Raw genomic sequence first — 17,731 nt, forward strand, 5'->3', positions numbered from 1 at the left:
ACCTACTGATACCCATCAAATTGATTTCCAATCAGGCTCTATGGGCCCATGTGTGCAGCCATCAGGAAATGACTCATGATTTTTCGCAGGGGTAAGAAGAAGCAGGGTCTTGAAGCGGCATCCGGCGCTTCCTCGCCTGATTCCCTTGCGGTTTTTGCTCGCCCTGTGCTGGCCAATTATGTCGGCGAACGCTTTGTCGACCGCAACCGGAAATTGCTGCTCTGGATCTTCGGGGTGGTGCTGACCTTTTATGGCATGGTGTTGGGTGTTCTCTTTTCGATTACGCCTGCGCCTTTGCTGGCGCCTATTGCGATCCTGCTGCTGATGTTCATCTGGTTGCTGCCAGATATGGAAAATGCGCCCAGCGAGCGCATGGCCAGCTTTATGTTCGCCTATCTTATCGCGCTGCTGGCCTGGCCGGATTATCTGGCGCTGCAATTGCCGGGCATGCCGTGGATTTCGGCCATCCGCCTCGTGGGCATTCCGATGGTGGGGATGTTGCTCATTTGCCTGAGCGTATCGCCCAAGTTCCGCAGCGAGCTCAAAGAGGTGATGGATGCGGTGCCGGTTTTGTGGAAAGCGGTAGCGATTTTCGCCTCTATTTCCTTTGTTTCCGTCGGCTTTTCGCGCGATAGCGGGGTTTCGATCAGCAAGCTGATCATTGCGATCCTCTACTGGTTTTCGATGTTCTTCATGGCCTTGCATGTGTTCCGCAAGGCCGGGCGGGTGGAGCGTGTCTGCTTCTACCTATGGGGCATTTTGATGTTCGATTGCGCCATCGCCTTGTGGGAAGGGCGCCTGCAGGCTTTGCCATGGGTCGGGCACACGCCCAGCTTCCTGCAGGTGAATGACCCGGTCGTGCTGAAAATCCTCTCCTTTCAGGGGCGTGCGGCATCGGGCCTCTATCGCGTCAAGGGCAAGTTCACGACGCCTCTGGGCCTTGCCGAATTTATCGGCATGGTGACGCCGATTGTCGTCTATTTCTTGTTCAATGCCCGCCAGTTGTTTGTGCGGTTGGCGGCGTTGGTGTCCTTGCCGATCATTTTCATGACCGTGATCGGGACGGACTCGCGTCTGGCAATGAACAGCTTCATCCTGTCCTTTTTCGTCTATATTCTGGTATGGTCGTTCCAGCGTTGGCGTACGCGCAAGGACAGTATTGCCGGCCCTGCCTTGCTGCTGGCCTATCCCTTCATGGCGCTGGTGCTGTATATCGCCAGCTTGACCGTTACGCGCATCCACAATGCTGTTTGGGGCGGCGGTGCCGCGCAAGCCAGCACCATTGCCCGCCAAATGCAGATGGCCAAGGGTCTGCCCATGGTTTTCTCGCATCCATGGGGGCATGGTATCGGCATGGCGGCTACCACGCTCAATTTCGCCAATCCTGCCGGTGAAATTTCCATCGACAGCTATTTCCTGTCGGTGGGGCTGGAATATGGGGTGATCGGCTTCATCGCCTTTATGACCATGTTCATCACGGCGCTGATCTATTGCGCGATGGGTTTGACCAAATCCGACGATCCCGAACTCCAGTATATGGCGCCTTTGTCGATCATGATCGCCAATTTTCTGCTTAGCAAATCGATCCTGAGCCAGCAGGACAACCATTCGCTGGCTTTCATCCTGCTCGGGCTGATTGGCGCCATGTATTATCGGTACAAAAAAGAGCGCGAAAATAAGGCTTTGGTCATTTCTTCCCGCGTCAATCCATAGTAGGTGGACGGGCAGACGGGAACAGGGTTCGGCTTGACCCATTATCCGGTAAACTGGGCGCACAAGATTATGCTGAAAAAGATCCTCGGTCGTTTGGGGGGCACGCGGTTGAACGTGGCGCTCTCGCTGGTGCTGAAGGGCTGCGGGGCGGTGCTGTCGCTGGCCTTCAACTGGGGCATTGCCAAGCTGTATGGTCCGCTGGGTTCGGGCCTTTACGGCATCACCCAGACCTCGATCGTGATTTTGGGCTGCGCGGCCATGGGGGGGCTGGACTATGTCATGCTGCGCGGGGTGGCCACCGATATCAAGGCTGGCAATCATGGCCATGCGCGCAGTCTGGTGCGCACAGCTTGCAAGGCTGGCCTGATTTCGGCGCTGGTGGTCAGCCTGCTGATCTTTGCCCTGCACGAGCCTGCGGCGCATTGGCTGGGCAATGCGGGCATGAGCACGATGTTGATCGTGGCCGCGCCCGCCGCTTTCGGTCTGGCGGCCATGCGGCTCAGCTCCTTTGCCTTGCGGGGCGGCGGTAATGTGATCCTGTCGCAGGCGATGGAAGGGGCGATCACCTCTTCTTTGACGGTGGCAATGATTGTGCTGGTCTGGATGATGCCGCAATTGCCGCCGGTATGGTCGATCGGGGTTATCTATTCTCTATCGCTGCTGGGAACGGGGGCGATTGGTTTTATTGCCTATGCCCGCATGCGCAAATCCTGGCCAAAGGGCGAGAAAGTGGCGCTCTGGCCGCTTTATGCCATGGGCTTGCCCACGGTAGGGGCGGTGTTGACCAACCAGTCGACCGAATGGATCAGCCTGACCGCCACCGGCGCTTTCCATAGCGCCGAGGCAGCGGGTAAACTGCGGGTGGCTTTACAGATCATGGCCATTTCCAACCTGATTGTTGCCTCGTTTGACGGCATTATCGGGCCGCAAGTGGCCGCGGCATGGTCGGTGGGGGATCGCGCGCGGATTGCGCGAATCTCGCGTCAGGCCATTTTGGGAACGGTGGGGCTGACCTTGCCGCTGTTCCTTGTGGCGGCCATTTTCCCGGACTGGATTCTGGGCCTGTTCAGCCATGATTTCCGTTCCGCGGCCACGGCTTTGCAGATCATCGCCTTTGGCTATTTCATCGCCTTGTCGGGTGGGCCTTCGGGCACAATCCTGTTGATGTGCGGGCGCGAGCGGTGGTCACTGGCTTATTCGCTGGCGGGCACGGTGTTGATGCTGGGGCTTTGCGCCTGGCTGGTGCCGCAATATGGGGTGACCGGCGGCGCCATCGCCGTTTCGGGAACGATGATCTTCCGCCGTCTGGTCGCAGGCCTGCTGGTGCGGTTCGATCTGAAGATCAAGATCTTTGCTTGATAGGCCGGTGACTGCGGCGCCTTGGTTCAAGGCGCGGTGGTCACCAGCTTTTGCAGCAATTCACTGTCCTTGCGCCAGCGTTCGGGCTTGGCTTCCAGCCATTTCGCCAGCTTTTGGCGATAGGAAGAGCTGGCCCCCTGGTTGAAGCGGTTTCCGCTGTCCTTGATGCCACTGCTGGCGATCAGCAGCATCTTGGGCGCCAGATTGCCGCGCAGTTCTACATTCTGTGCGCGTTGCAGGCGGATCCATGTCTTCTGCCCGTCGACCGCCACCGCTTCATTGCCCAACAATTTGCCCGAGTTCACCCCGTCCACCGCGATGCCGTTGAACAAGGTGCCAATCACCAGATTGCCCGAAATCTCCAGATTTTCAAAAGGCATCTTGGAAAGAGTGTCACGGATGAAAATGCCCTGCGTCGGCTCGCCCTTGCCGCGCACAACCAGATTGTCGCGGATGACAATATTGCGGCCCGGTTCGGCCGCATTGGTGGACCAGATCTGGATACAGTCCGGATGGTCGGGTATTACGGGATGGAATTCGGAACAGACATTGTTGGCGTAAAGTGCATTGGTGATACCTCCGCCGCGCACGCCGTCGGACCGCAGATTCCAGAAATCATTGGCGATGACCTGCAGGTCCTTCACTTCCAGCACCTGCACGGCATGCAACAGCCGCGTGAAGCGCGAATTGCTCAGCGTCACATTCTCGCTGTCGCGCAGCATCAGGCCGGGGATCAACATGGCCGTATCCAGATTGTCCGGCCCATGCACAAACAGGCGATCCAGCGTCAGCCCCTGCACTTTGACAAAGCGGAAGGGCAGATCGCGCACGCTGCCTTCCTGCGCCGCCAGTTCCAGATTGCGGAACACCAGTCCCCCGCTTTTCTGGACCAGCATGCGCTGGATACGGGCGGGGCGGTCCGCCTGGGCCGAGGTGATGGTGACCTTGCCCGCGAAATTGAAATCCTTGATCACGATGTCAGGATAATCGCCCGGCGCGAGTTTGATCACCGAACCATTGCCCGCCCGCCGCAGGGCGCTGAGCAAGCCGTCGACCGAATTGACAGTGACATCAATCCTTGGCCCGCTGCGAATGTCATCGCCCCAGACTTTGGGCTGGGTCAGCAGATAGGTTCCGCCTCCGGCCAGCGCGGCAAGGGCCAGACCAAGGCTCAGGGCATGGAGCCCCTTGCGGCGAAACGATTGTGCCACCATCACGACAAAGCCCTCATCTGGCGCGAAGGGCTGGCTAGCCCCCTGATCCTGCGCTTGTTGATCCTAGCCTAGATTGCGCAATCCGAACATTGTCTGAACCGGCTTTTTTGCGTCGGCGGGCTTTTCGACTTGGTGGTTGACTTGATCGACATATCTCCATATTTCCAAATCTATCGAAATATGGAGATAGGGATGGATTCCCCCACCACCATCCGCGCGCTTTCCGCTTTGGCGCATGAACATCGCTTGGCCGCCTTTCGTCTGCTGGTGCAGGCGGGGCAGGACGGATTGCCTGCGGGCGTGCTGGCCGAAAGGCTGGGCATGGCTTCCTCTTCCATGAGCTTTCATCTGGGCGCCTTGGCCCATGCCGGTTTGGTCAGCCAGCGCCGCCAGAGCCGCATGGTGATCTACAGCGCCAATTATGCCGCGATGAACGGGCTGATGGCCTATCTCACCGAAAATTGCTGTGGCGGGGCCGCTTGCACTGATCCCGTGCCCTGCTGCCCGCCTGCAACCACTGTTTCCGACTCTTTGGAGCAAAGCGCATGACCTCCCCCGTCGACATGATCATCTATCACAACCCCGCCTGCGGCACCTCGCGCAACACTTTGGCCATGATCCGCAATGCCGGGATCGAGCCGCATGTGGTGGAATATCTGAAAACGCCTCCCTCGCGCGACATGCTGGAAAGCCTGATTGCCCGCGCCGGTGTGGGTGTGCGCCCACTGCTGCGCGAAAAGGGCACGCCCTTTGCCGAGCTGGATCTGGGCAATCCGGACAAGAACGATGCGGATCTGATCGACGCGGTGATGGAGCATCCCATCCTGCTGAATCGTCCGCTGGTGGTTTCACCTTTGGGTGTCAAACTGTGCCGTCCCTCCGAAGAAGTGCTGGACCTGATCCCCGCCGCCCAACGCGGTGCCTTTGCCAAGGAAGATGGCGAGCAGGTGATTGATGCCGATGGCAATCGGGTGGGTGGAGCATGAGCGCGCCCTTTTCGATTCTGGTGCTTTGCACCGGCAATTCGGCGCGATCTATCCTAGGTGAGGCCATTTTCAACCATCTCGCCCCCGGACGTGTGCAGGCCTATAGCGCGGGCAGCAAACCCAAGGGCTTGCCCCATCCGGGCGCCTTGCGTCTGCTGGAAAGGCGCGGGATCGATACGACGGCCTTCCGTTCCAAAAGCTGGCTGGAATTTTCCGGCCCTGACGCGCCCGTGATCGATCTTGCCATCACCGTTTGCGGCAATGCGGCGGGTGAGGCTTGTCCCGTCTTTCCCGGTACGCCCTTGCGCGCCCATTGGGGATTGGAAGACCCCGCCGATGCGGTGGGGGAAGCCGCAGAGGACGCCGCCTTTGAGGAAACATGGCGCCTGTTGATGATGCGGGCGCAGGCATTCCTTGCCCTGCCGTTTGAAACCATGGACCGCGCACAATTGACCGCGCAACTGGCCCAGATCGGCCAGATGGAAGGTGCGGCATGATGCGCAAGCTGACCGGAGAAGCGGTCGGCAGTTTCCTGCTGTTCGCCACCGTGGTCGGCTCGGGCATTATGGCCGAAAATCTGGCGGGCGGTAATGTGGCTGTGGCGCTGCTGGGCAATACGATTGCCACGGGCGCGATGCTGTTTGTGCTGATCACCATGCTGGGGCCGGTGTCGGGCGCGCATTTCAATCCGGCGGTCACGCTGGTGATGCGCCTGCGCGGGGAAGTGACCACGCGGCAGGGGCTGGCCTATGTTTTGGCGCAAATGGCGGGCGGCATTCTGGGCGTATGGGCCGTGCATGTGATGTTTGGCCTGCCGGTGCTGGAACTCTCTACCAAAGCGCGCCATGGCATGGGCCAATGGGTGAGTGAGACCATTGCCACTTTCGGCCTGCTCTTGACCATTCTGGGCACGGTGAAGCATCGCCATGTCTGGGTGCCGCCTTCGGTCGCTTTCTATATTGTGGCGGCCTATTGGTTCACCTCCAGCACCAGCTTTGCCAATCCGGCCATCACCATCGCGCGCAGCCTGTCGAACAGTTTTGCCGGCATTGCCCCCGCCGATGTGCCCGCTTTTATCGCGGCGCAGATTCTGGGCGCTTTGGCCGCGCATTTCACCGCCTTCGCGCTGTTTCCTGACGAGGATTGATCGATGAGCCGCCTGCGTCTCCTGTCCGACCCGCATCACCTGCCCGCGCTGAAGCCTGATTACGTTCATGCCAGCCCCGCGCTGGGGCTGGGCCCGCTTGATCCCAAGCCGCGCATTCTGCTGCTCTATGGCTCCTTGCGCGCAAGGTCCTATTCGCGGCTGGTGGTGGAGGAAGCGGCACGGCTGCTGATCCATTTCGGCTGCGAGGTGAAGATCTTTGATCCCTCCGATCTGCCTCTGCCCGATCAGGTGGCGGGTGATGACCACCCTGCTGTCCACGAATTGCGCGAATTGTCGCTGTGGTCCGAGGGCCAAGTCTGGTGCAGCCCCGAACGCCATGGCCAGATCACCGGCATTATGAAAACCCAGATCGACCATCTGCCGCTGGCGATGAAGGGTATGCGCCCCACGCAGGGCCGCAGTCTGGCCGTGATGCAGGTTTGCGCGGGCTCGCAAAGCTTCAACAGCGTCAACACTTTGCGCATTCTGGGCCGCTGGATGCGGATGTTCACCATCCCCAACCAGTCCTCTGTGGCCAAGGCCTATGAGGAATTTGACGAGGCAGGGCGCATGAAGCCTTCCTCCTATTATGACCGGATTGTGGATGTATGCGAGGAACTGGTGCGCTTTACCGTGCTGTTGCGCCCGCATGCCGATCAATTGGTGGACCGCTATTCCGAGCGCGTGGAGCGCGATCAGCCGGTGGTGACGCCGGTGGAGCAGGCGGGGCTTGCTTCGGCACTGGCCAGCGGCAGGCAGGACGCCTAAAGGGGCGGCCATGTTGACCATCAAAGATATGACCCAGCTGGGCAAGCTGGTGGCGCTTCATCATGGTTGGGCGGCGGCCAAGGCCTTCAAGGCCTATCAGATGGACGAGGCCGACCGCGCCGTGCTGGCCCGTTGCGCGCTGGATTTGCTGGGCCTGTTTCCTGCCGGACCGCATCCCGCAGGGCTGATGAGCGCGGCTCTGGCCGTGGCGCTGGAGCGCAAGCTTTCCGCGCCGGTGCAATTGGTGGAAGGCGTGCTGGCGGTGGAAGGTGTGCCGGTTCTGGGCGCGCATCGCTGGGTGATGATGGGGGGCGTTATCGTCGATCTGGCCCTGTTCCGCATCGCTTATGCCGAGGATGCTCCGGCGCTGTTGACCAAATATATCGATCTTAATTTCGGGCCGGACAAAGGCCTGTTTGTGGCCCCCTGGAAAAAGCAGGGCAGCGCAGGCCTGACCTATGTTCCGCGCGCGGTTTTGCCCGAAAGCGCGGTGACGGCCTTGATGGGCGAGGCCTATGCCTTGATCCAGCAGGCCAAAGCCGCCGATTGATTGCGCCCAAGCTGGGTACAATTTGCAAAAGCCTCTAGCCTCTGGCCCCAAGCGCTGCTAACGGGGCTGGACTGCACCCGTAGCTCAGCTGGATAGAGTGTCGCCCTCCGAAGGCGAAGGCCACTGGTTCGAATCCAGTCGGGTGCACCATATTTTTCAGTGGTTTAGGCGCAATGGTCGCCACCTTGAAACCTCCTGTCCTAGCACCATCCTAGCACCAGACGCGAAACCGCTAGGCCTTGCGCCAGCCGCGTTGCGGGGTGTCTATATTTTTTGCGGGATCATCGGGAATTTGGGAGCAGTGTCCATAGGTCACTGATTTAAGGCGATTTCCTGTGTTCCCAATATGAAAGAGGGCTGTTCCCGCCTCCTATGGCATGGGAACAGCCCTCTTTTTCAGGACTTGGCGGGTGACCTGTCAGTTGGTCAGCAAACGTGCTGCAAAGTGATGGCAATCAACGATCAAAACTTTAACTGCGATGGCGCAAAAATTCGATGAAAGCGGGGTCGCTGCGAATCGTATCAAAGTCGGAGTCCTGTGCAACCGCAGCGGCATCAAACTCCCCTCGACTTTTAGCCCAACGCCCTAGAGCAAGCGTTGCTTCCGGAACGTTCCGTTCCAATGCATATGTACACGCAAGGTTGAACAAGGCTTTCACGACTAACTTCTGCATAGATGCCTCGCCACTGTCGCCAAAACGACGTTCGATCTCATCGAAAATTGCAATGGCGCCCGCACGATCGCCTTGCTTGCACAGAGCCATGCCCTTGTTGAGCGAGGCCGACGCGACCAACTCTTGAAAAGACGCCTCACTACTGCCACCAAAACGACGTTCAATCTCATCAAAGGCAGTAATGGCGCCCGCGAGATCTCCTTGCTCGCACAGCACTACATTTCTGTTAATAAGGGCTTTAGTGACCGACTTTCGAATAACCGCATCATCGCTGAAACCAAAACGACGTTCGATTTCATCGTAAATTGCAATGGCGCCCGCACGATCGTCTTGCTCGCCCAGAGACACGCCCTTGTTGAGCAATGCCTCCACGACCAATTCCTGAATAGACGCCTCACTATTGCCACCAAAACGACGTTCGATCTCATCAAAGGCGGCAATGGCGCCCGCACGATCGCTTTGCTCGCCCAGAGCCATGCCCTTGTTGAGCAAGGCCCTTGCGACCCACTTCTGAATAGATGCCTCGCCATTGGCGCCAAAACGACGTTCGATCTCATCAAAGGCAGCAATGGCGCCCGCACGATCGCCTTGCTCGCCCAGAGTCACGCCCTTGTTGAGCAAGGCCCCTGCGACCGACTTCTGAATAGATGCCTCGCCATTGGCGCTAAAACGACGTTCGATTTCACCAAAAGTGGTAATGGCGCCCGCATGATCGCCTTGCTCGCCCAGAGCCACGCCCTTGTTGAGCAAGGCCGACGCGAGCAACCCCTGAAAAGGCGCCTCACTTTTATTACCAAAACGACGTTCGATCTCGTCAAAAGCAGCAATGGCGCCCGCACGATCGCCTTGTTCGCCCAGAGTCACGCCCTTGTTGAGCAAGGCCCTTGCGACCCACTTCTGAATAGATGCCTCGCCATTGGCGCCAAAACGACGTTCGATCTCGTCAAAAGCAGCAATGGCGCCCGCACGATCGCCTTGCTCGCCCAGAGCCATGCCCTTGTTGAGCAAGGCCCCTGCAACCGACTTCTGAATAGATGCCTCGCCATTGGCGCTAAAACGACGTTCGATTTCACCAAAAGTGGTAATGGCGCTTGCAGCATCACCTTGCTTGCCCAGAGCCAAGCCTTTGTTGAGCAAGGCCACCACGACCGACTTCTGAATAGATGCCTCGCCATTGGCGCCAAAACGACGTTCGATATCATCATAAGTGGCAATTTCTCCAGCACGATCGCCTTGCTTGCCCAGAGCTACGCCCTTGTTAAGCAAGGCCGCCACGATCGACTTCTGAATAGATGCCTCACTACTGCCACCAAAACGACGTTCGATATCATCAAAAGTGGTAATGGCGCTTGCAGGATCACCCAGCTTGCCCAGAGTTGTGCCCTTATTGAGCAAGGCCGATACGACCAACTCCCGAATAGATGCTTCGCCACTGGCTCCAAAACGACCTTCTATATGATCATAAATTGCAATAGCGTATGCAAGATCACCCTGCTTGCTCAGTGCTGAACTCTTGTTAAGAAGGGATTTAAGGACCGACCTCTGGATCGCCGGATCATCGCTAGAACCAAAACGATGTTCGATCTCATCAAACATTGCAATGGCTCTCGCAGGATCATCCTGTTCGCCAAGAGCAGCGCCCTTATTTAGGAGTGCAATAACGACAAATCTCTGAATATCCACTTCACTGCTGGCGCCAAAGCGCCTCTCAATCTCATCGTAGCAGGATAGCTCATTGGGAATCTGTTCAAGCTTCTTATAGGCAGTTGCAATGGCCAAAATTGCCCACGCCGCATCAACGGGCGAAGTGTTGCTGACGAAATAATCCATCGCCCTCGCCTCACGCAAGACGCTGTAAAAATCCTTCTGATAAACAGCATGTAGTACTAAGGATTTCCAGTCATCTGGCGTTCTATTGTCTGCCAGTTTAAGTCGAGCTTCTGAAGCAACTTGCTCAATAGGTTCGCGCTTTGATGGCTCTGGGTCGCTTTCTGGCTTCATTTCACGAACAATTGACGCGGCCTCCGCGTGGCGACTACGAATTTCATGCAAAGCATTCTCTGCTTCTTTCGCAGATATTCTCGCATTTTCAACAAATTGCTCCACTGCTGCTGATTGGCTAGCGATTTCCTGCTTCGCGGCAGTAGTAGCGGCATCGATGGCGTCACTGCGAAACTTGAATGTTAAAGCAATAACAAGCAGTGTAATCAAAGTGGCCCATGCCGTGCCAACCCAAGCAAAAAGGCTACTGAAGTGAGAGTCATTACTTCGTTCGAGTTCAAGCGCGAGCTCCGCTTTATCAGCAGCACGTTCTGCATCATGTATTTTTGGGTCAGGTGAAAGCGTTGCCAACGGAATAGGGGGCGCAGACGTCGCGACAGACGATGTCGCCGCAAACAATGGAGTCGAAAAACTCAGGATCCCCGTCGCTAGAAAGGAGATAAAGCCGATACAAAAAATGCGAATTGCGAGGCAAAGAGAGAAGTTTCTAAACATTGCAAACCTTACGACCCATGATTTAGCCTACAGCGCTAGGTCTTGCACCTTTCACGAAGAATCCCTGAAAATCATCCTTTTTCTGTCACTTCCCGTCATATTCTGCTCAAGTTAGCACCTTTCAGGAACCAGCTTGCGGCGCCGCCTCTCCTACCACCCCGGCGGCGGCTTCATAACCGTCGCCGATTGCGCGCCACCGCGCTCAATACCGATACCTTCCCCAATCCCCTCGATCTCATACTCATCATATTCCAGAATAGCTGCTCTCACCGTGAAAAAGCGCTGGTTGCGGTTCGGTCCTGTGCCGATCTTGCGCTTTGGCCGCCCGCCATCGCCTGTCACCAGATAGCCCGCCTTGGTCAGCGCTTCCGCCGCCGCCTTTAGGTCAAAGCCTTTCAGGATCTCGGCCCAACCGGCATCATGGAACAGATAGCAGGTCTTGGCCGGTTGAATGTCATGCACAAAGCCGAGGCTGGACAGGGAGCGCGCCTCACCAGCCCTTGCGCTGGCTGCGCCTTCGTCATCGTCCAGCCTGTCCCGCACCGTGCCGAATCGGGCAAGGTTCTGTTGAATGGCATTGCGCACCGTCACCAGCACTTGCCGATCCTCACGCATCCCCTTGCGCCCGAAACCGATAGCCCATTGGTTGAAACAGGCCAGCGCCGCCGCCTTCGCCGTTCCGGCTGGCCATGGCACAACGCCCAGCCTCGCCGCCACTTCTCCCGCCGCAGCCACCGCGCCAAAGCGCAGCGCCGCCCGATGAATTTGCCCGCTGTCATCCTCTTGCTTGGCCATGGCCACAAAACCCGCCGCCAGCCGCTCCACCTCTTTGCGCCAATGCGCCAGATCGCCCACCAAGCCCCGCACAAAGGCAGGACCGGCAAAGCCATAATGCGCCGCGCTGGCGGTCTTGATCGCATCGGAGAAGGCCGCAGGGCTGGCCATTCCATGCAGCGCTTCCCATGCGCCATAACCGGCCCCTGCATCGGCGGCCATGTCCAGCAAGCGCAACTCTTGCCCCGTCATCGTGCGCTCGGCCCGCTTGGCCGCCCGCATATGATCGGCCAGCCCGATTTCACCCGTGCTTAGGATCATCACCCGCCATTCGGAGCGCTTGCGCAACGCGCCATCTTGCCTTGCCCGCGCCTTACCCTGTCCAGCGGCCAGCGAATAAGCCGCCGCGCCCGCCTCTTGGGGATCAACCAAGGCCAATTCATCCAAGATCAGCAGCGTTTCGGAATGACCATAGGCCACGCCTTCCAACGCGTTGCCGGTGGCGCGCCAACTTGCGCCAAAGCCCAAAGGACCGCCGCCACCCCAGACCGATCCCGCCGCCCATGCCAGCGAGGTCTTGCCGGTGGAGGATGCCCCGCGAAAGTGAAAGCCGCCCCCTTCCAGACCCAGCCAACCCATGATCGGCCCGACAAAGGCCAGCGCGATTGCAAAGGTAAGATTGCGGTTGCCAACCGCCCATTGGCCCAGACTGTTTTGCCAGCCGCCCAAGCTGCCCTTCTGGCGATAATGCAGCGCCGAGGCCGCACCATCGAATAGCACAGGCTCGGCATCCGGCCCCGCTATCACACCCGAAGGCAGCACGAAGCGCCCCGCATCGATCCAGCCGGTTCGCTCGGCCAACGTCAACCGGCGGCTGTGCTTAACCGCCATCAGGAAGCGGGCGAAGCGTTCGGTCTTGCCTCTGGCAGGATCAATGAACAGGCCATCGCCCGCCAGTTCAGACCGAACCGCGCCCGCTTCCGAAGCCACTTGCGAGCGCTTGATGATCTTGGTTTTGCGTATGCCGTCCCTGTCATGGAACCGGATAATCAGTGACCAATCGCCGCCGCCAGCGTCTCGCGCCTCGCCCAGCACCTCAAAGGCATCGGATAGTAGGACCATGCGCCCCGCCTCGCCATCCTTGCCCGCCTCCTGCCAGAATAGCCCCTCTGGCTCCATCGAATAGCCATGGGGCAATTCCAGCTTGCCCGCGCTGGCGGATTCCAAAGCGTCGGTGACCACCGCAGCTAAGTCCAGTCGATCAAATTCCACCGGAAACACATCCGCGCAATCCCAGCCCTGCGGCAAATGGGCAGGCAATGGCACCACCGCCACGCCCTCCGCCCCTGCGGCCAGCGCCAGCTTGCGCACCGCCTCGGCAGCCTCGCGCCCCACGGCATCGGCATCGGGCAGGATCACCACCCGCCGCCCCGCCATAGGCGACCAATCAGCCTTGCCCGCCGCCTTGCTGCCCCCGCTCCACGTCATCACCGCAAAGTCAGGGAACAGCGCCGCCCCTGCCTCGGCCGCCTTTTCGCCTTCCACCAATAGGACCGGCGCGGCTGGCATCGCGGCCAGCCGGTCCAGCCCATAGAGCGGGCGCGGCACAGGGGCGGCCTTCCATCGCCATGATAACCGCCCTGCCTCACGCCACAGGGTTAGCGGAATGATTTCCTTGGCCCCGTCTGCCTTGTCGAAGCGGCAAACATAGTGGATCAATCGCCCCGCGCAGTCCCAATAGGACCAAACCTGTGAAGGCCTGCCATGGGTGTTATGCGATGACCGAGGGCTAGGCGCATCATCGGGCACAACATCCACCCAGTCGCCCGCGCACTTGCTGGTGGCCTTGCTTTTGAAGGCCGCCTTGTCGCCTGTGTCTGCGTTGCCACCTTCGGCAATGGCGCGGGTTATGCCCGCGAATGGGTCTTGGCCCTGCATCGCCTCTTTATCACTCATGCCCATGGCGACACCCCCAAGGATTGCGCCAGCCGAATAGCGGCTTCCCGCTGCGGCAGGCCGGACACAAATGCGGCGAGGCTCACCAGATCACCCCCACCATCGCCTGTTGCAAAGTCTGCCCATCGTCCGGTTGTGACATTGACCTTGGCGCTTCCCAGCCGCTTGTCAGGCCGCAGCGGGTTGCGGAAGGCATATTCATGCCCTTCCAATCGGCCATCTGGCAGAAGTCCGCGCACCACGCCCACAGCATTATTTAGCGCTGCCCGATTGATTGCGCCGAAGTCCACCCGCCGCGACTTTTCCGGCTGGCCACTATCATAAGCGGCCATCATGCTGCGGCCCCCGTGCTTTCAGGATAGGCCGAGGTGCTAGCCATCACCGAAGCATTTACCCAAGCGTCCAGATCGGCTTTACGATAGCGAATAGCGCGGCCCGCCAGCCGGACGAAAACCGGCCCGCCGCCCGTGAGGCGCAGCTTATTCAAAAGAGAAGAGGAAAGACCAAGATAGCGGCCCGCTTCCTCTGTTTTCATCAAGTGATTTTGCGATTCCAATGCAGCCTCCTGTTTCATTGGGAGGCCCATTCAAATAACGGCAATCAGGCGGAGGTCATCAAGAGGCGGGGACGGAATGGGTTTTGAAAAGAGCCTATTCCGTCCCGAAAAGCATTAGCGCGGAATCCAGCGGCCTTCGCTGGACCACCAGCCATTTAAGCAGCAGGCCTTATAGGCGCGAGCGAGCGTGTTCTTTTCAGCCGAGTCTTTCACGCCCAAGGCATCAAGCGCGAGACCATAGACAACGGGCCATGGCTTCCCCTTGTCTCTCTCTAACGTCAATCCCGCCTCGGCCAGCATTCGGGCAAGCGCTACGGCCAGACTATGTTTCAACTCGGCCTTCCTGCCGTTGCTCCCCTCGACTTCGCGCCGCGCCATTTCGGCCCATCCGGCGATTTGGGCGGCCCCCTTATCTTGCTCCCGCAGGATTTGCGCTAATGGCCCATCGCCACCCGCCGCCGAAGCCAAGGCATCGCGCAAGGGCCTTTCCAGGGCCTTCAATTCAGCGCGTTGCCGATCCACTGCTATGATGAAATAGGCCAGCCTCTTTTGCAGGCCCGCCGCCTCTGGCTCCACCATTTGCAGGCGGATGCCATGTAAGATAGCGTTGAAGTCAGACCAGCGGGCAGGCGCGCAATGCTTTTCAAACTGCGCCCGCGCATCGCGGGAATGGTTGATTTCGGGCAGATCAGCGCCCCAAGAAGCCCTAGGCATAGCGAAAGCCTCCGGAAAGCGGGCAGGGCGGGGCACCACAAGCGCGGGGAAAATGGCCTTTGCATCGGCCTAAATCTGTTCCCAATGATCCCAAGGACAGCAATAGGCTTGGGAACAGTCCTGTAAGGCGCAAAACCTCGGCAGATTGCGCTTTATGTGGTGTGTGTTCCCATGTTCCCATTGTTCCCAATATAAACAAGGCTCCCCGCTGCGCCAGCACAGGACAGGGAAAAACTCGGCCAAAAATCAGGCATTTCAGCAAGGGCGAAACCCTGCGGCGATTAGGGGCCAGATCGGGCAGGCGCGGCGCTGGCAAGAACAAGATCCAGCGCGTTGACGGGCGAAGGCATCGGCAGTCATGCTTGAACCTGTTGCAGGCCTCACCGACTGCCCTTCAAATGAAACTCGCCCAGAGCCGAAAAAAATCCCTGAATGGGGCTGTTGCCGGTGTCCTGACACCCCCCCCGCCCAAGTTTTACCTACCCCCCCTATGGCCCGCCACCGCGCCCGCTGGATGCCATGAAATGCCGCGCGCGTGTGGCTCCCTTCACCCTCTCCCCCCGCGCATCATGCCTTGCGGCTGCGCTGCCCCTTACCGATAGGCACAACCTCGGCAGACTGCCCCGCCAGCCCTGCGGCTGCGGCCTGTGCAATCCTATCGGCTGCCTGTCGCAGCGGATCATCGGCCAAATGGGCATAGCGCGCTGTGGTTCGCACATCGGCATGGCCTAACAGTTTGCCGATTACTGCCAGAGATTGACCACCGCCAGCCGCGCCGACTGCTAGGCTTGCGTAAGTGTGCCGCAGATCATGCAGGCGCACATCGCCCAGCCCTGCCGATTCGCTCACCTTGGCCCATAGCTTAGGCGTTCCTGTCCAATGGCTATCGCTGCCCCGCCCAGCGGGGAACACCCAAGGCGACGGGACTGGCTTCGGCTGGCCATCAGCCTTTGCCTTGGCCTCGGCCTCTTGTTGCGCTTCCTTGGCCCATGCCTTCACTTCGGACAACACGGCCAGCGCAGGCGCGCCAATGGCAATCACCTTGGCCCCTGTCTTGCTGTCTTTCAGCCGCAGGGCAGAGCGGTCAAAGTCCACCTCATCCCAGCGCAGGCCTTCAATTTCACCCTTGCGCGCTCCTGTGGTGATAAGCAGGCGAATGACGGCCAGCCCAAGTCTGTTGCTGCCCTCGGCTCCTGCCTTGGTGATAGCCTCGCCCAGCTTGCCCAGTTCCTTGGCAGACAGGAAGCGTTCGCATCGCCCATCCTTATAGCGGGTGACACCACGCACCGGATTGTCAGGCCGCAGCTTGTGCCGAACCGCAAAGCTGAAAATCCCGCCCAATAGCCCAACCGTTCGCGTTGCCGTGCCTTTGCCGCCCCGAACGTGGCGGATCACTTGCTTGCGCAGCTTTTCGGGTGGCTTGGCGGTCTTGCCCTCGGCAACATCGCGCATGAAGCGTTCAACATCACCAGAGGTAACAGACGAAACCGGCTTTTTGCCCAGCAAGGGCTTTATGTGAATTTCAATCCGGCCCCGATCAGAGACCAAGGTGCTGGCCTTTTTGGTGGCTGTGCCCTCGGCCAAATAGAGGTCGCATAGTTCGGCCACGGTCATTTCGCGTTGCAGCCTTGCCTTGTCCGCTTGGGGATCAGCGCCAAGACGCGCCGCGCTCAATAGGCGCTCAGCCTCGGCCCTCGCTTGCTCTGGCGTGAGTGTGCCAAACTTCCCTATCGCGTATTCACGCATAGGAGCCTTGCGGCCTGTTCCAGCCCGATAGAAAGCAATGAAGGACTTGGCCCCGCTCGGGAACACCCGCAGGCCAAATCCCTTGAGGTCTACATCCCAAATGATATAGCGCCGCTCAGCTGGTTGAGCGGCATCAACGGTTCGTTTCGTTAGTCGCTCTGCCCGCTTTCCATCGGTCATTTCCGAACCTCCGCTTCTTCTGTCCTAGCACCATCCTAGCACCAAGCATGAAATGGGGCGCAAGTGCAAGCAACAGGCTGCAAGAGAAGGTCTAGGAAAACCGGCGTTTTTATTGGTTTATGCAAGGCGATGATATGGGGTGAAAGTGCCATCCTTAGCCCTCCGAAGGCGAAGGCCACTGGTTCGAATCCAGTCGGGTGCACCATTCACGTTCAGCTTTGGGCACCAAATGTGGTGGTGTTCCCATGGCGGCTTTTGATAGTCGCGATTTAGATCCGCAGATTCGAATTTCGGTCGTGCCCACCTCGACTCGGTCGACGAGCAGCCGGACGTAATCGCGCCTTGCTGGCGCGCTCTTATCACGCAGATTTTTTACCATTAGCTCACCGAACTTGTGGATGATTTCCGGCGTGATGCGGCGGTCACCGTCGGCCAATTGCCGTTCCAGTCTCTCGATGTCGATTGCAATCGCGCGCTTTTGAGCGGCGATATTGTTAATCTCTATAGCGATTTGCGGATCGTCAGCTTGGCAAATACCGTTCCTCACAAGCTTGATGACATTCGCGTGTTCACCATCAAGATTGGTCATCTTAGTCCGCAGCTGTTTTAATTGGTCGCGCCGGTTCGCTTGAGCATCTTGACTCCTGTCCAACCATGTCTTCAGGAGCGTGCTTAACCGGTCGGGCTGTAAAACATGTTTTGATACCGCCTTGACGACGATGTCGTCGAGCTTTTCCATGGGGATTCGGCGACCGCGACATTCAGTCGTTCCTGCGGTCGCACGGCGACTGCAGGCATAATAACGGTATTGGCCACTTTTGCCTGTGGCAGTGGTCATGCCACCTCCGCAGCCATCGCCGCCGCAACCGCAGACAGCGACACCAGTCAGGAGGTTAGT

The 17,731-nt window shown here is 58.9% G+C and carries 16 protein-coding genes and 1 tRNA gene; 9 read left to right on the top strand and 8 right to left on the bottom strand.

Translation table 11 applies throughout. The annotated features are described in order from the left end of the window. Window positions 1-75: 75 nt before the first annotated feature. Both EOE18_RS10310 and EOE18_RS10315 read left to right on the top strand, forming a co-directional pair. On the top strand, window positions 76-1,713 hold the full coding sequence (locus EOE18_RS10310; protein ID WP_127709144.1) for an O-antigen ligase family protein: 1,638 nt from the start codon (window positions 76-78) through the stop codon (window positions 1,711-1,713). Between the two features lie 69 nt (window positions 1,714-1,782). After that, window positions 1,783-3,072 carry a lipopolysaccharide biosynthesis protein gene (locus tag EOE18_RS10315; RefSeq protein WP_127709146.1) on the top strand — a complete coding sequence of 430 codons (1,290 nt, stop codon included), beginning with the start codon at window positions 1,783-1,785 and terminating at the stop codon, window positions 3,070-3,072. Window positions 3,073-3,098: 26 nt separating this feature from the next. Here EOE18_RS10315 and EOE18_RS10320 read toward each other — a convergent pair whose 3' ends face one another. Further along, window positions 3,099-4,286, bottom strand: coding sequence for a right-handed parallel beta-helix repeat-containing protein (locus EOE18_RS10320; protein WP_127709148.1), 1,188 nt, complete (start codon window positions 4,284-4,286; stop codon window positions 3,099-3,101). 192 nt (window positions 4,287-4,478) lie between these two features. On the opposite strand from EOE18_RS10320, the gene EOE18_RS10325 reads away from it, so the two are divergent. The 7 genes from EOE18_RS10325 (at window position 4,479) to EOE18_RS10355 (ending at window position 7,887) form a co-directional block, all read left to right on the top strand. Next, on the top strand, window positions 4,479-4,835 hold the full coding sequence (locus tag EOE18_RS10325; RefSeq protein ID WP_181953039.1) for an ArsR/SmtB family transcription factor: 357 nt from the start codon (window positions 4,479-4,481) through the stop codon (window positions 4,833-4,835). Beyond that, entirely contained in the window at window positions 4,832-5,272 is a 441-nt protein-coding gene (gene arsC / locus EOE18_RS10330) for an arsenate reductase (glutaredoxin) (RefSeq protein WP_127709152.1), read from the top strand. The genes EOE18_RS10325 and arsC overlap by 4 nt, the downstream gene beginning before the upstream one ends. Continuing rightward, the gene (locus tag EOE18_RS10335; protein WP_127709154.1) at window positions 5,269-5,769 is read left to right on the top strand and encodes an arsenate reductase/protein-tyrosine-phosphatase family protein; all 501 of its coding nucleotides are present in this window, start codon (window positions 5,269-5,271) and stop codon (window positions 5,767-5,769) included. The genes arsC and EOE18_RS10335 overlap by 4 nt, the downstream gene beginning before the upstream one ends. Then, on the top strand, window positions 5,766-6,419 hold the full coding sequence (locus EOE18_RS10340) for an aquaporin (RefSeq protein ID WP_127709156.1): 654 nt from the start codon (window positions 5,766-5,768) through the stop codon (window positions 6,417-6,419). The genes EOE18_RS10335 and EOE18_RS10340 overlap by 4 nt, the downstream gene beginning before the upstream one ends. Before the next feature lie 3 nt (window positions 6,420-6,422). Beyond that, window positions 6,423-7,187, top strand: coding sequence for an arsenical resistance protein ArsH (arsH, locus tag EOE18_RS10345; RefSeq protein WP_127709158.1), 765 nt, complete (start codon window positions 6,423-6,425; stop codon window positions 7,185-7,187). A gap of 10 nt (window positions 7,188-7,197) precedes the next feature. Next, complete coding sequence (locus EOE18_RS10350; protein WP_127709160.1) at window positions 7,198-7,737, top strand: hypothetical protein; 540 nt, start codon at window positions 7,198-7,200, stop codon at window positions 7,735-7,737. A 73-nt stretch (window positions 7,738-7,810) separates the two neighbouring features. Continuing rightward, window positions 7,811-7,887: transfer RNA gene (locus EOE18_RS10355), tRNA-Arg, on the top strand. 320 nt (window positions 7,888-8,207) lie between these two features. Here the strand turns inward: EOE18_RS10355 and EOE18_RS10360 are convergent. From EOE18_RS10360 to EOE18_RS10390, 7 genes are all read right to left on the bottom strand, one after another. Next, window positions 8,208-10,907, bottom strand: coding sequence for a tetratricopeptide repeat protein (locus EOE18_RS10360; RefSeq protein ID WP_127709162.1), 2,700 nt, complete (start codon window positions 10,905-10,907; stop codon window positions 8,208-8,210). Between the two features lie 150 nt (window positions 10,908-11,057). Then, complete coding sequence (locus EOE18_RS10365) at window positions 11,058-13,637, bottom strand: DUF927 domain-containing protein (protein WP_127709164.1); 2,580 nt, start codon at window positions 13,635-13,637, stop codon at window positions 11,058-11,060. Then, window positions 13,634-13,972, bottom strand: coding sequence for a hypothetical protein (locus EOE18_RS10370; RefSeq protein WP_127709166.1), 339 nt, complete (start codon window positions 13,970-13,972; stop codon window positions 13,634-13,636). The genes EOE18_RS10365 and EOE18_RS10370 overlap by 4 nt, the downstream gene beginning before the upstream one ends. Then, window positions 13,969-14,211, bottom strand: a complete 243-nt coding sequence (locus tag EOE18_RS10375) for a helix-turn-helix transcriptional regulator (protein WP_164852725.1) — start codon at window positions 14,209-14,211, stop codon at window positions 13,969-13,971. The genes EOE18_RS10370 and EOE18_RS10375 overlap by 4 nt, the downstream gene beginning before the upstream one ends. A 96-nt stretch (window positions 14,212-14,307) precedes the next feature. Next, entirely contained in the window at window positions 14,308-14,907 is a 600-nt protein-coding gene (locus tag EOE18_RS10380) for a hypothetical protein (protein ID WP_127709170.1), read from the bottom strand. A gap of 567 nt (window positions 14,908-15,474) precedes the next feature. After that, the gene (locus EOE18_RS10385) at window positions 15,475-16,833 is read right to left on the bottom strand and encodes a tyrosine-type recombinase/integrase (RefSeq protein ID WP_127709172.1); all 1,359 of its coding nucleotides are present in this window, start codon (window positions 16,831-16,833) and stop codon (window positions 15,475-15,477) included. A 154-nt stretch (window positions 16,834-16,987) separates the two neighbouring features. Then, window positions 16,988-17,731: recombinase zinc ribbon domain-containing protein (locus EOE18_RS10390; RefSeq protein WP_181953040.1), on the bottom strand; the 744-nt coding region annotated here is incomplete at its 5' end.

Source organism: Novosphingobium umbonatum (assembly GCF_004005905.1).
Classification (GTDB): Bacteria; Pseudomonadota; Alphaproteobacteria; order Sphingomonadales; family Sphingomonadaceae; genus Novosphingobium; species Novosphingobium umbonatum.

What these genes read in the sequence shown, in the direction of transcription:
- EOE18_RS10380 (WP_127709170.1), bottom strand. Translation starts at nt 14,907, where the DNA reads ATGCCTAGGGCTTCTTGGGGCGCTGATCTGCCCGAAATCAACCATTCC.
- arsH (WP_127709158.1), top strand. Translation starts at nt 6,423, where the DNA reads ATGAGCCGCCTGCGTCTCCTGTCCGACCCGCATCACCTGCCCGCGCTG.
- EOE18_RS10315 (WP_127709146.1), top strand. Translation starts at nt 1,783, where the DNA reads ATGCTGAAAAAGATCCTCGGTCGTTTGGGGGGCACGCGGTTGAACGTG.
- arsC (WP_127709152.1), top strand. Translation starts at nt 4,832, where the DNA reads ATGACCTCCCCCGTCGACATGATCATCTATCACAACCCCGCCTGCGGC.
- EOE18_RS10375 (WP_164852725.1), bottom strand. Translation starts at nt 14,211, where the DNA reads ATGAAACAGGAGGCTGCATTGGAATCGCAAAATCACTTGATGAAAACA.
- EOE18_RS10360 (WP_127709162.1), bottom strand. Translation starts at nt 10,907, where the DNA reads ATGTTTAGAAACTTCTCTCTTTGCCTCGCAATTCGCATTTTTTGTATC.
- EOE18_RS10310 (WP_127709144.1), top strand. Translation starts at nt 76, where the DNA reads ATGATTTTTCGCAGGGGTAAGAAGAAGCAGGGTCTTGAAGCGGCATCC.
- EOE18_RS10320 (WP_127709148.1), bottom strand. Translation starts at nt 4,286, where the DNA reads ATGGTGGCACAATCGTTTCGCCGCAAGGGGCTCCATGCCCTGAGCCTT.
- EOE18_RS10370 (WP_127709166.1), bottom strand. Translation starts at nt 13,972, where the DNA reads ATGATGGCCGCTTATGATAGTGGCCAGCCGGAAAAGTCGCGGCGGGTG.
- EOE18_RS10365 (WP_127709164.1), bottom strand. Translation starts at nt 13,637, where the DNA reads ATGAGTGATAAAGAGGCGATGCAGGGCCAAGACCCATTCGCGGGCATA.
- EOE18_RS10385 (WP_127709172.1), bottom strand. Translation starts at nt 16,833, where the DNA reads ATGACCGATGGAAAGCGGGCAGAGCGACTAACGAAACGAACCGTTGAT.
- EOE18_RS10340 (WP_127709156.1), top strand. Translation starts at nt 5,766, where the DNA reads ATGATGCGCAAGCTGACCGGAGAAGCGGTCGGCAGTTTCCTGCTGTTC.
- EOE18_RS10335 (WP_127709154.1), top strand. Translation starts at nt 5,269, where the DNA reads ATGAGCGCGCCCTTTTCGATTCTGGTGCTTTGCACCGGCAATTCGGCG.
- EOE18_RS10350 (WP_127709160.1), top strand. Translation starts at nt 7,198, where the DNA reads ATGTTGACCATCAAAGATATGACCCAGCTGGGCAAGCTGGTGGCGCTT.
- EOE18_RS10325 (WP_181953039.1), top strand. Translation starts at nt 4,479, where the DNA reads ATGGATTCCCCCACCACCATCCGCGCGCTTTCCGCTTTGGCGCATGAA.